14 protein-coding genes and 1 riboswitch are annotated in these 12,056 nt (G+C 43.6%); of the genes, 10 read left to right on the top strand and 4 right to left on the bottom strand.

Translation table 11 applies throughout. From position 1 onward, the window contains the following. Positions 1 to 358: 358 nt before the first annotated feature. From rplU to CDG77_RS11865, 7 genes are all read left to right on the top strand, one after another. Positions 359 to 766 carry a 50S ribosomal protein L21 gene (rplU, locus tag CDG77_RS11895; protein WP_094329577.1) on the top strand — a complete coding sequence of 136 codons (408 nt, stop codon included), beginning with the start codon at positions 359 to 361 and terminating at the stop codon, positions 764 to 766. A 30-nt stretch (positions 767 to 796) separates the two neighbouring features. After that, complete coding sequence (gene rpmA / locus CDG77_RS11890) at positions 797 to 1,093, top strand: 50S ribosomal protein L27 (protein WP_094329576.1); 297 nt, start codon at positions 797 to 799, stop codon at positions 1,091 to 1,093. Between the two features lie 746 nt (positions 1,094 to 1,839). After that, positions 1,840 to 2,223, top strand: a complete 384-nt coding sequence (locus tag CDG77_RS11885) for a hypothetical protein (RefSeq protein WP_094329575.1) — start codon at positions 1,840 to 1,842, stop codon at positions 2,221 to 2,223. Positions 2,224 to 2,328: 105 nt separating this feature from the next. Beyond that, positions 2,329 to 2,934: a thioredoxin family protein gene (locus CDG77_RS11880; RefSeq protein WP_094329574.1), complete on the top strand. Its 606-nt coding sequence runs from the start codon at positions 2,329 to 2,331 to the stop codon at positions 2,932 to 2,934. Positions 2,935 to 2,942: 8 nt separating this feature from the next. Next, entirely contained in the window at positions 2,943 to 3,635 is a 693-nt protein-coding gene (locus tag CDG77_RS11875) for a cytochrome c biogenesis CcdA family protein (protein WP_094329573.1), read from the top strand. Positions 3,636 to 3,732: 97 nt separating this feature from the next. Continuing rightward, positions 3,733 to 4,329, top strand: coding sequence for a cytochrome b/b6 domain-containing protein (locus CDG77_RS11870; RefSeq protein WP_094329572.1), 597 nt, complete (start codon positions 3,733 to 3,735; stop codon positions 4,327 to 4,329). A 7-nt stretch (positions 4,330 to 4,336) separates the two neighbouring features. Next, a complete protein-coding gene (locus CDG77_RS11865; protein ID WP_094329571.1) occupies positions 4,337 to 5,053 on the top strand; it encodes a molybdopterin-dependent oxidoreductase in 717 nt (238 codons plus the stop codon). Positions 5,054 to 5,075: 22 nt separating this feature from the next. Here the strand turns inward: CDG77_RS11865 and CDG77_RS11860 are convergent, their stop codons facing one another. Genes CDG77_RS11860 through cobG form a run of 3 tightly spaced genes read right to left on the bottom strand, consistent with a single transcriptional unit; the run spans position 5,076 to position 7,992 of the window. Next, complete coding sequence (locus tag CDG77_RS11860) at positions 5,076 to 5,780, bottom strand: precorrin-2 C(20)-methyltransferase (protein ID WP_094329570.1); 705 nt, start codon at positions 5,778 to 5,780, stop codon at positions 5,076 to 5,078. A gap of 2 nt (positions 5,781 to 5,782) precedes the next feature. Continuing rightward, on the bottom strand, positions 5,783 to 6,409 hold the full coding sequence (locus tag CDG77_RS11855) for a precorrin-8X methylmutase (RefSeq protein WP_094329569.1): 627 nt from the start codon (positions 6,407 to 6,409) through the stop codon (positions 5,783 to 5,785). Positions 6,410 to 6,468: 59 nt separating this feature from the next. Further along, positions 6,469 to 7,992, bottom strand: coding sequence for a precorrin-3B synthase (gene cobG / locus CDG77_RS11850; RefSeq protein WP_094329568.1), 1,524 nt, complete (start codon positions 7,990 to 7,992; stop codon positions 6,469 to 6,471). 1 nt (position 7,993) lies between these two features. Next, positions 7,994 to 8,084: riboswitch (adenosylcobalamin-variant (AdoCbl-variant) riboswitch) on the bottom strand. A gap of 385 nt (positions 8,085 to 8,469) precedes the next feature. On the opposite strand from cobG, the gene CDG77_RS11845 reads away from it, so the two are divergent. Together CDG77_RS11845 and CDG77_RS38500 are read left to right on the top strand one after the other, a co-directional pair. Then, entirely contained in the window at positions 8,470 to 8,883 is a 414-nt protein-coding gene (locus CDG77_RS11845; RefSeq protein WP_094329567.1) for a thiol-disulfide oxidoreductase DCC family protein, read from the top strand. Positions 8,884 to 8,989: 106 nt separating this feature from the next. Beyond that, on the top strand, positions 8,990 to 9,112 hold the full coding sequence (locus CDG77_RS38500) for a hypothetical protein (RefSeq protein ID WP_262985151.1): 123 nt from the start codon (positions 8,990 to 8,992) through the stop codon (positions 9,110 to 9,112). Here the strand turns inward: CDG77_RS38500 and CDG77_RS11840 are convergent, their stop codons facing one another. Next, complete coding sequence (locus CDG77_RS11840; protein WP_094329566.1) at positions 9,113 to 9,997, bottom strand: LysR family transcriptional regulator; 885 nt, start codon at positions 9,995 to 9,997, stop codon at positions 9,113 to 9,115. Positions 9,998 to 10,102: 105 nt separating this feature from the next. On the opposite strand from CDG77_RS11840, the gene ilvD reads away from it, so the two are divergent. Then, complete coding sequence (gene ilvD, locus CDG77_RS11835) at positions 10,103 to 11,794, top strand: dihydroxy-acid dehydratase (RefSeq protein WP_094329565.1); 1,692 nt, start codon at positions 10,103 to 10,105, stop codon at positions 11,792 to 11,794. The last annotated feature ends 262 nt before the right edge of the window (positions 11,795 to 12,056 follow it).

Genomic DNA, 12,056 nt, shown 5'->3' with positions numbered 1-12,056 from the left:
TAAAGAACTATTAGATTAAGCCTGTAAATTTAATCTTAAAACAAAGCATAAAAATATGTGGATATTGACAAGAAACTATAAGTTTGAGTCTAAAATATTTCTACTAGTTTATAAAAGTCAGCCCTAAGATGGAAGCATTATTGAACTAATAAGCATGAATTCTGATTTTTGGGTAAGCGATCGCCACCACGAATTTTGGCAAATAAAAGCTTGACTTACCACCTGTGAATAAAATAGGATATTAGATTGTCTGTCTAATTCCTGCTCGGATCAGGTAGACATATTACAAAGGCTGGCAAAAGCCTCTCTACAAGAGATCAAAACCAGCTACCTGTACGGCAACCTCAAGGACAATTTAATGACCTACGCAATTATTGAAACTGGCGGCAAACAAATACGAGTAGAGCCAGGGCGGTTTTATGATATTGAACTGCTTCCGATCGAACCAGATGAAAAAGTTACAATAGACTACGTATTACTCGTTCAGCACGATGGCGAAGTCAGCATTGGACAGCCACTAGTGACAGGTGCGACTGTAGAAGGGACTGTAATGCGACATTACAGAGGTCGTAAAGTCTTGGTATACAAGATGAAGCCGAAAAAGAAAACCCGCAAAAAACGGGGGCATCGTCAAGAAGTTACCAGACTTATGATTGACTCCATCACCCTTAACGGTGAAGTGTTTGTTGCCCAAGGAGAAGCGGAGAAGGAAAGCCCCGTTTTAGATGAGACTCCTGCTGAAGAAGTTGAAGTTGCTGCTGAATAATAAAAAGAAGTAGATACAAAAGAGGAAATCATGGCTCATAAGAAAGGAACAGGTAGTACACGTAACGGTCGTGATTCTAACGCCCAACGTCTGGGTGTCAAGCGTTATGGCGGTCAAGTTGTGCGTGCAGGAAACATTCTCGTGCGTCAGCGCGGGACTAAATTTCACCCTGGTAACAATGTCGGTATTGGTAGCGATGACACTCTGTTTGCCTTAATCGACGGTGTTGTAATGTTTGAGAGAAAGGGCAAAACCCGGAAAAAAGTTAGTGTTTATCTACCCATAACTGCTGTTCAGGCAGCCCCTGCTGAAGCTGTAGCAGGTTAGAGTGTGAGGGTGGGTAACATTGCCCACCCTAATCGCTAATTAGCGCTGGCATAATGGTCAGATTTATATAGATTTCTAAAATTTTCTAAGAGGATGTCTGAGATAAAATATTTATTGATCCCCCCTAACCCCCCTTAAAAAAGGGGGAATAAGAGTGTTAAAGTCCCCCTTTTTAAGGGGGATTTAGGGGGATCTCTAAGCATTCGGTGTATACAAAAAACTTTTTAGACATCCTCTAAAAGTCGCTTTGTTCCTCTGTTGCTCATAGATTAGTATTAGGATCGTCAAAGCGCAGATATTCTTCACTAACAAAATATTACACAAGAAAATTGGGTTGCGTAGCTTGCTGCCGTAGACATTTTATATCAAGTCTTAAGCACCAATTTTTGCATCTTCTAAAGTTCAGATAGCTCATGCACTTTAGCATGAGGTTTGCTGAGATAATACATACCTAAATTAGGTTCTGCTTTGAACTACCATGAATACCTGAGAAAATGCTGAGAATTAACTGAATTTTCTCAAGGGATAAATTTATGAAAATCATGGCTTAGTTTCAATAAGCTCTCAGTCCTCATAGAGATACTTTGGATGTTGGGGATAAATCAAATGTCAGTAGCAAAAGTTTGATGAAATCCTCTATAAAAAAGGCATCTTTTTTACCTCAATAGCCTTTAAGAATGTGCTATAGCTTAATTTCCCTGAGTCAATCAATACAAAAAGAACTATCCAAAGGACGAAAAATAAATATGAACTGGAAAATACTTTGTTTAATTGCTGGTTTAAGTTTAACCGTCAGTCTCACTGCTTGCTCTAGCAGTCCTGCAAGCAACAATCAAATTGCCCCTGAAGCCTCTCCTGCGATGAGCAAAGATAAAGCTGGCGATGCAATGGGCAAAGATAAAGCTGGCGGTGCAATGGGTAAAGATGCGATGGGCAAAGATAAAGCTGGCGGTGCAATGGGTAAAGATGCGATGGGTAAAGATAAAGCTGGCGGTGCAATGGGTAAAGATGCGATGGGTAAAGATGCAATGGGCAAAGATAAAGCTGGCGGTGCAATGGGTAAAGATACAATGGGCAAAGACAAAGCTGGCGATGCTATGAAGCAATCCCCGGCTTCCACCAAGCCCTAGCCTTGCGTCTCGCTTTTCTTGTACTAAGATTAGGGGCTGCTTACCAGGAAAATTTTGAGCCAATCCCTATACTTTGGCGCTTTTACCTCAACAGGAGAAATTCTGATGAATCACAACCTGCTCCACCGCCGTCAGTTACTTTTTTATCTTGGCTTAGGGGTTGTCGGAATCGGTGCAGCTACAACATTTTCTAACTTTAGAAAAGTGAATGCCCCTTCTATTTCTCCTGCAAAAAGTAACAATATGCAAGACTCGGAAACTATTGTTAAAACTCCGGCAGGTAAGAGTTTACCAGAGTTTCAGGGTATCAGTCAGTGGCTTAATTCTAGCCCTTTAGCGATCGCTAATCTCAAAGGCAGCGTTATTCTGATCCAGTTTTGGACTTTTGCTTGTATTAACTGTCAGCGTACCCTGCCCTACATTACTAAATGGCATCGGCAGTATGAGGCGCAGGGACTCAAGGTGATTGGTATCCACACACCAGAGTTTGCTTTTGAGCGAGATCCGAATAATATAAAAAAGGCGTTACAAAAACACCAAATTACTTATCCGGTTCCAGTTGATAACGAGTATAAAACCTGGAACGCCTACGAAAATCAGTATTGGCCCCATACGTTTTTAGCCGATCGCCAAGGTTTACTACAATATGACCATATTGGTGAAGGGGCATACGAAAAAACAGAGCAAACTATCCGCCAGCTATTGGGGTAGAAGCAATTATGACGACTTCTACTTTATCAATCAGTCTGGCTTTGTTCGGAGGAGTTTTGAATGTCCTTTCACCCTGTGTTTTACCGATTTTGCCTGTGCTATTAGGCCGCTCGCTCCAATCCCATACTTACGGCCCAGTCGCGCTGGTGGGGGGATTAATCGCTGGTTTTGCACTGGCAGGTAGTTTAATCGGTGTAACATCAGCCTGGTTTACGGGTTTGGCTAATTTATTAAGGAGTGGCGCGATCGCATTCCTTTTATTTTTAGGATTATTGGCAATTTTTCCCACCTGGAGTTACAGAATATTTACTTATATTCCCATTGCTAATTGGGCTAAGAAACCCCCACGAATCGGACTTATGGGAGAATTCTGGTTAGGGACTCAGTTAGGGCTTTTATGGACTCCCTGTGCTGGGCCAGTTTTGGGAGGAATTTTAGTCTTAGCGGCAGTTAATCATCAAGTCGCAGGTGCATTTTGGCTGCTGGTTGTTTATGGAATCGGAGCAGGTTTACCTCTGTTAGCGATCGCTTACGGTGGGCGATTATTCAGCCAACGAATGCTCAATCTCCGCCCCCACAGTGCAGCGTTGCAGCGCGTTGGTGGTGTAGCGATCGCAGCCACAGCAATTGCTATTCTTCTCGGTTGGGATGTTCAGATACAACTTTGGTTGGCTCCCTTCTTTCCTACTCAACCTCTGTGAGACAGCCTTAAGCGTGCCAATTTTGGATTAGAAAACCCAATCCAAAGGTCTGAGTGGGAACAATCTAAAAATCTAAGATCCAAAATTCAAAATTGGTATGATCTCATCTAAACGTAAATCCCGCTCAACACCAAGTCAGACTTTCCTCTCAAAGACCTTTCACTGGATTAACATCATCAGTCTCATCTTGATGATTGGTAGCGGATTGCAAATATATAATGCTAATCCAGTATTTGGCGGGCGTGCAGGTTGGCAATTTCCTGACTTTATCTTGCTGGGAGGTTGGCTAGGCGGTGGCAGAAACTGGCATTTTACTGCTATGTGGCTATTTTCGCTAAACTTACTTTGGTATGGAATCTATATCTTTGTAACTCGTCGTTGGCAGCGTCGCTTTGCCGATGGCGGTGATTTAAAAGCATTGCAAGTCAGCCAGAACCCAAAGCGCAAAAATTACGCATGGCATCGGCTAGTTTATACTGCTATCATTCCCGTGTTGCTGCTGGCAATTTTGAGTGGTCTGGCGATGTACAAACCTGCCCAATTGCATTGGCTTTCGGGGCTGTTTGGTAGTTGGCAAACTCTCCGCACTGTTCACTTTATTACTGTTCCTACAGTCATACTGTTTACAATTGCTCATTCCTTACTTGCCCTGAAGGTAGGAAGCATCCGTCTAGTTAAGTCTATGTTCCTGTAGAGGTCTTATGAGTCTGATTCTTCCCAAACGCACCCTATCCCGTCGTCGATTACTCCAAGTATCTGGACTTTCAGGGGTAGGCTTTCTTTTAGGTGGCTGTGGGACAAATTTGTTCTCAGATAATCTGCGGCAAATATCTGAGCCGCTAAACCAACGTCTAGAAGCACTCCTGTTAAGTCAGAAACCAGTTCCAGAATTTGCTGTAAGTGCCATAGAAGCGGACAAATTGCTGGTTAATACCTTTGATTTCACGCCGCAAATCGATCCGGCACAATTTCGCCTGAAGATTGATGGCGAGGTTAGCAACCCGATGCAATTAAGTATGGGGGATATTGAAAAACTTCCCTTAACTTCAATGGTAATTCGCCATGTCTGTGTTGAAGGCTGGGCTGCGATCGTTCAATGGGGAGGTGTGCGATTGCGAGACTTGGTAGCGCTGGTACAGCCTAAGTCAAATGTCCGTTATGTCTACTTTAAATCTGCTGATGGCTATTATGAAAGTTGGGATCTTGCTTCTGCTGTCCATCCGCAAACGCTGATGGCTTATCAAAAGAATGGACAACCTTTATCAGTTGATAATGGTGCGCCTATGCGTCTAGCATCCCCAGTTAAACTGGGCTACAAACAAAGCAAGTGGGTAACTCAAATTACATTTGTCAGCAATTTGTTACCTCTTAAAGGTTATTGGGAGGATCAAGGATATGAGTGGTTTGCAGGGCTATGAGGGAGCAGGGGGGCAGAAAATTTTACAATCGATTTTTAGTTGGGATTACAATCATTGAGAAATAGGGTACTTTATCTGGATCGACTTCATCCAGGGGTATAATTCGTTGCTGTGACGTTGATGCCCGCTCAATATATCTTGCTCGTGATGCTAGCCCTAATTTATGCAGAATATCCCGGACTTTGGTAAAGTGACGACCTAGCTTCATAATTGCTGCTGCATCAGTTATCAACAGATGTGTAGTTAGTTCTTCTGCTGGCAATGGGGCGGGTAAGACTGTGAGAATATCGGTGTAGTAAGTGAAAGGTACGCCCAAAGCTACCGGACAAGCCATCAGCGAGGAAACTCCGGGGACAACTTCTGTTTGGTACTGGTCAGATAATCGTGTGAATAGGTACATGAACGAGCCATAGAAAAATGGATCGCCCTCGCACAACACCACCACATCTCGACCTGCTGCTAAATGTTCGGCGATTGGTTCAATTTCTTTATCGTAAATAGACTTGGCCTTTTCTGGCTCCAAAGCGCGGGGGAGATGATATAACACCTCGATTTGATTGCCAGGAAGATATTGCGCCACGATCGCTCTAGCGATACTCTCTTTACCTGTGGCTGATTGATAAGCTACCACAGGAGCCGCACGTAATAGCCGCAGCGCTTTCAAAGTCAATAGTTCTGGATCGCCTGGGCCAACACCAATTCCATAGAGACGACCTTTGGTTTTCATATTCATTCTTCCTCCGTTGCCAGGGCGTTAACTGCTGCTGCTGCGATCGCACTTCCACCGCGCCGACCATGTAAGGTTAAAAATGGTACATTTCTGCTATCTGCCGCCAATGCTGCTTTCGATTCGGCTGCACCGACAAATCCAACTGGGAAGCCTAAAATAATTGCAGGTTTAGTAGCTCCTTCATCAAGCATTTCTAACAGTCTAAATAGGGCTGTGGGCGCATTCCCAATTGCGATTACCGATCCTTCCAGGTGCGATCGCCATAATTCCAAAGCTGCTGCCGACCTTGTAGTACCCATCTTTTTAGCAATTTCTGGTACTTCCGGCTCGTTGAGGGTACAGATAACTTGATTGTTTGCAGATAACCGTCGTCTGGTAACGCCATCGGCAACCATCCGGCAATCGCATAGAATTGGCGCTCCCTCTGCTAAGGCTGCCCTTGCAGATTGTACTGCTGTTGGTGAATATCCCAAGTCAGTAACAATATCCGTCATCCCACAGGCATGAATGAGACGCACGGCAACTTTTGCTACATCTGGTGGCAGGACATCTAAATTCGCTTCTGACCGGATGATTGCAAAAGAATTACGGTAAATTTCGTTGGCATCTCGGATGTAGTCGGGCATTCGATTTGGGATTTTAGATTTTGGATTGACTTGAGAAGGGAACCTAAGTGTTTATTGAATCAGAGTTGTAATTGAGCGATCGCACATCGATTGCTAAATTCCCCAAAAGATTCATTGGGATTTAAGCGTTGAATTTTATATACATATAGCATCCGCTCTATTAATGCAGGTAGTTCGGTAAAAGTCACATATTGATATATTTCCCGTCCAAATTTCTGCTTGCTATCACCAACATAAACGTGATAGCCTTCTACAATTCCACCGTCAGCCTCAAAGTTGACACCGAGCAGAGTAATATCACTCTTGCTATGCTGGGCGCAGGATTTTTCGCAGCCACTGAAGTGGATATTAACTGGGCAATCCAGAGTAAGGCGAGTTTCCAGATATTCAGCTAATGCCAACGCATGACTTTTAGTGTCTGTGGCAGAAGAAGCACAACCCTTGTTTCCCGAACAGGCAACTAATGCACTCTTAATGTTAGTTGCAGAGAAATCTAATCCTAAAAAAGCGATTTCACTTTGGACATCATCAACCCATTGCTGAGGAATGTCTGCAATCAGCAAATTTTGCCAGGGAGTTAACCGAAGAGTGCCGCTACCATATTTTGCTGCTAAATTTGCTAAACCCTTCATCTGTGTACTTTCCAATCGTCCCAGAGGTAATACGATACCAATATAAAATAAGCCTCGCTGACGTTGGGGATGGATACCAATATGCTGATACTTGCCCTCTCCTGGCAAAATAGTAGAGAATTCCTTTAGGGGTTGGGGGGTTAGGTATTTTCCCGTTTCACCGTCCAAAAGCGGGAAAGGTAAACGTTGCTGAACTTCTTGGAGATAATTTTCACAACCCAAAGTGTTCAATAACTCTAAGAGACGTAGCCGCCGCTTATTTGTAGTATTAGTATGAGCTAGATAGACCTCTGTCAAAGCTGCCAAGACAGGTAAACATTGCTTTGGTGTTAACAAAATCCCCATATCGCTAGGCGGTTGGCCCTTTGCGCCGACACTGAGATAAAGGCGGAAGTAAACATCAGCATTGACTAAGACAGCAGCAAATAGGATATCATTCAAGCGATCGCACACGTGAATTATTCCACCGCCATCAAAGCAAACGCTAAATTTTGCCGATAGTCCTGAAAGCGCCGGATGTGCGGCAATATAATTATCCCAATCTTCGACAAAAGGGCGAGTGTCGATTAATTCTTGCGGATCGATACCAGCAGTTGGGCTGGTCATAATATTACGGATATGGTCTACAACAGAATTGTGAGAACCCAATCCCATAAGCTGTAAATGCTTCAAAACCTCAGCATTTATCCCCGTGCGGATCTCGCGGACTTGTAGGTTAGCTCGATTAGTCACATCCACATAGCCGCCACCATACTGCTCTGCTATGTCTGCGATCGCATGGCACTGCTGAGTGCTAATAATTCCACCTGGTATTCTAATGCGAGATAATATCCCATCGGCGGCGGGTGTAGTATAAAACAAGCCAGGACAAGTGGCAAATCCAGAAAGCAAATTTAGAACTCCTTCCCCGTGCGACGCAGGGAGTAGACGGTGATTGTGTCTTGATGACATCTTGAAAGTTGGCATTCTGACTTGGGCTATCCCATTACAGCTGCGGCACAGTCCCGGAATTTCACCGGAGTTTCCCAACTCCAAGCTTTAATAATTTAGCACGAGAAGGTAGTTAGAAAATTTAACACTTCCGAATTAGGACTAGTATTTGATTTTTGAAATATGTGTAGTGGCGCGGCAAGGGTAAAATGTTGCAATAGATTTTAGAGAAAATTGAGATAAATCAATATTTTCTGCTTTACAACTTTATGCCACGTAGGGTGCGTTAGCATAGCGTAACGCACCATCAGCTTGGGATGGTGCGTTACGACGTTCCGTCTAACGCACCCTACAGATACTTTCAAAAATCTTAAGTATATGAAGTGAATCGTATTACTTTAGTGAGGCAAGAGCGATCGCTACGGTTTTCTAAGCTAGAATACCAAAGTTGTGTTTAGACAGATCCGACAAGTCAATTGCCAAAAAGCTGTTATTTCCATGAACTACTACGTAATCTACGACGGAAATTGTAATCTCTGCGTTACTTTAGTGCAATTGCTAGAAACCTTAGACAAGGGAAAGTTATTTCGCTACGCTCCCATGCAAGATGAACAGACACTTTTACAGTGGGGAATTACAGCCCAAGATTGCGAACAGGGAGTAATTTTAATTGATGGCAATGAACCTCAAAGACGTTGGCAAGGCAGTAACGCCGCAGAAGAAATTGGGCGGTTATTGCCAGTAGGAAGTATATTTGTAGATGCTTATCGAGCCTTACCGGGGATGAAATGGGCAGGCGATCGCTTTTACGAACAAATCCGCGATAATCGTTACACCATATTTGGTAAGCGTTCTAGTACTTATGAATCGGCATACTGTGCTGATGGAAACTGCAAGGAATCCAAGCGTTAGGGATTTCCAAGTAAAAAAATATTCCGTCGCAGAGGGACAAGGGGGACAAGGAAGACAAGGGAGACAAGGGAGACAAGGAAGAAAGAAGTCTAGTTGAGTAGACAAATTGAATAATTTATTTTTTGGAGTTCCCTTAATTATTAAACACGATCGCAATGCTTCTATAAAACAGTTGCTTGCAACTCAAATCGCGCCTAAGCGTTTGGCGATCGCCTTTTTAACTGATTAATTAACCACAGACACTTCTGACAATTTGTAGAAACTCCCGTAAAACAGGTGTCATATCCTCTTGTCGCCACACTACAGCCGTTTCTACTAATGGTGTTTTTTCTTCTAAAGTGCGATAAACTACACCAGCCCTTTGAAGATTTTGCAAAGAAGACGGTACGATCGCAATCCCCATTCCTGCTGACACTAGCCCGATAATTGTCTGCATTTGGATTGCTTCTTGAGTCACTTTTGGGCTAAAATTCCCTTGCTGACAAAGACTCAGGATTTGATCGTAAAGTCCGGGGCCCAAATAGCGGGGGAACATAATAAAATTTTCGTTCAAGAGCGATCGCACTGAAATATTTTCTTGTCTAGCTAACAAATGAGTTTCTAGGAAAGCCACAATTAGTCCTTCCTGCTGAATACATTCTTGATTAAAAGTGTTGTCTTCTAAAGGTGGATGGGCAAAACCTACATGGATGCGGCGATTGAATAGCGCTTGTTCTTGCTGAGTTGTCGTCAATTCTTGTAATACTAACTCCACTTCTGGAAACTGTTCTCGAAACCGTCGCAAAATCACAGGTAGCAAATCGTAAGTTACCAAGCTGGTGAAACCTACTCGGAGTTGTCCTTTCTCACCCCTACCTGTCCGTTGAGTCAGATCGATTGCCTTCGATAGTTGAGCGAACAATTGATAAGCTTCTTGCAAAAATACTTGTCCGGCTTCCGTTAGCTGCACCTGTCGTTTAGTTTTGCGTTGAAAAAGTTCTACTCCTAGTTCTGCTTCTAGCTGCTGAATTTGCTGGCTTAAGGGCGGTTGAGCGATGTGAAGTCGCTCTGCGGCTTTACTAAAGTGCAGTTCCTCAGCTACAGCAATAAAGTAGCGCAGGTGTCGCAGTTCCATAGTTTTGATATTTTATAAGTCTCAAATACTTATAAATATATATTGGACATCTCAAAAATTGCTATCTATGATACTCATACATGGAAGTCAGAGGATGATGTAACGATGTCGGAGAATTTAAGAAGCCAAATTGTGACGCAAGGGGTGCAGCGATCGCCAAATCGAGCTATGCTGCGTGCAGTTGGTTTTAAAGATGAAGATTTCAACAAAGCCATTGTCGGTATAGCCAACGGTTACAGCACCATCACGCCCTGCAATATGGGGATAAATAAACTAGCACTCATAGCAGAAGCAGGGATTAAATCTGCCGGAGCGATGCCACAAATCTTTGGCACGATTACCATTAGCGATGGGATTTCAATGGGAACCGAAGGGATGAAATATTCCCTAGTGTCGCGCGAAGTTATAGCCGATTCCATTGAAACCGCCTGTACCGGACAAAGCATGGATGGAGTACTAGCCATTGGCGGTTGTGATAAAAATATGCCAGGGGCAATGATTGCAATGGCCCGCATGAATATCCCTGCAATATTCGTTTACGGTGGGACAATTAAACCCGGTCACTACAACGGACGTGATTTAACCGTTGTCAGTTCATTTGAAGCTGTTGGTCAATACAGTGCTGGAAGAATTGACGACAAGGAATTATTAGAAGTCGAAACTCGCGCTTGTCCTGGGGCTGGTTCCTGTGGGGGAATGTTCACGGCTAACACCATGTCTTCAGCATTTGAAGCGATGGGGATGAGTTTACCCTATTCTTCGACAATGGCAGCCGAAGATGCCGAAAAAGCCGACAGCACCGAAAAATCAGCTTATGTATTAGTCGAAGCCATCAAGAAGCAAATCTTACCTCGCCAAATTATCACCCGCAAATCTATAGAGAATGCCATTTCTGTAATTATGGCAGTGGGTGGTTCGACCAATGCAGTGTTGCATTTTTTAGCGATCGCCCGCGCCGCTAATGTAGAGTTAACTATAGACGACTTTGAAACAATCCGTGGTCGTGTTCCCGTTTTATGTGATTTAAAACCAAGCGGGAAATATGTCGCTACAGATTTGCACAAAGCTGGTGGCATTCCGCAAGTAATGAAGATGTTACTTGTGCATGATTTATTACACGGTGATTGCCTCACCATTAGCGGTCAAACCATTGCAGAGATATTAGCAGACATCCCCGCAGAGCCATCCGCCAATCAAGATGTGATTCGGACTTGGAATAACCCAATGTATCCCCAAGGACATTTAGCCGTTCTCAGAGGTAATTTGGCAACAGAAGGGGCTATCGCCAAAATTACCGGGGTGAAAAAACCAGTGATTACCGGGCCTGCACGAGTATTTGAATCGGAAGAAGCCTCTTTAGATGCAATTTTGGCGGGTAAAATTCAAGCTGGTGATATTTTGGTTATCCGCTACGAAGGCCCCAAGGGTGGCCCTGGAATGCGAGAAATGTTGGCTCCCACTTCGGCAATTATCGGCGCTGGTTTGGGTGATGCGGTGGGATTAATTACCGACGGACGCTTTTCTGGCGGTACTTACGGCATGGTAGTTGGTCATGTTGCACCAGAAGCAGCAGTTGGTGGTGCGATCGCGCTTGTAGAAGAAGGCGATAGTATTACGATTGATGCACCGGCTCGTTTATTGCAGTTGAATATATCCGAAGAAGAATTAGCCCGTCGTCGTGCTAATTGGCAACCTCCGGCTCCGCGTTACACTAAAGGCGTGTTGGCGAAATATGCCAAATTGGTATCTTCTAGCAGTCTTGGGGCTGTGACAGATTTAGATTTGTTCAATAACTAGTTATTAACAGTAAACCAAAAACTTTTTGGTTTACTGGTTAACAATTCTTTCCCATTTTTGCAATTATTCTTCTACAATTCATCAACACATTAGGGACTTACAAATAAAAAAATATCCCAACTTTTCTTGTGGGACGGGCAAGATGCCCATCCCACAAATGAATAATTTATTTCTTTCTTGGAAAGAACAAAACGCTGGATTAATTAACAGATGGAAGTTGTTCCAAACAGGTAGAAAATGGCGTATATGACGTATACAGCCC

This window comes from Nostoc sp. 'Peltigera membranacea cyanobiont' 213 (genome assembly GCF_002245975.1).
GTDB lineage: Bacteria > Cyanobacteriota > Cyanobacteriia > Cyanobacteriales > Nostocaceae > Nostoc.
This window is presented reverse-complemented; position numbering and strand designations above follow the sequence as displayed.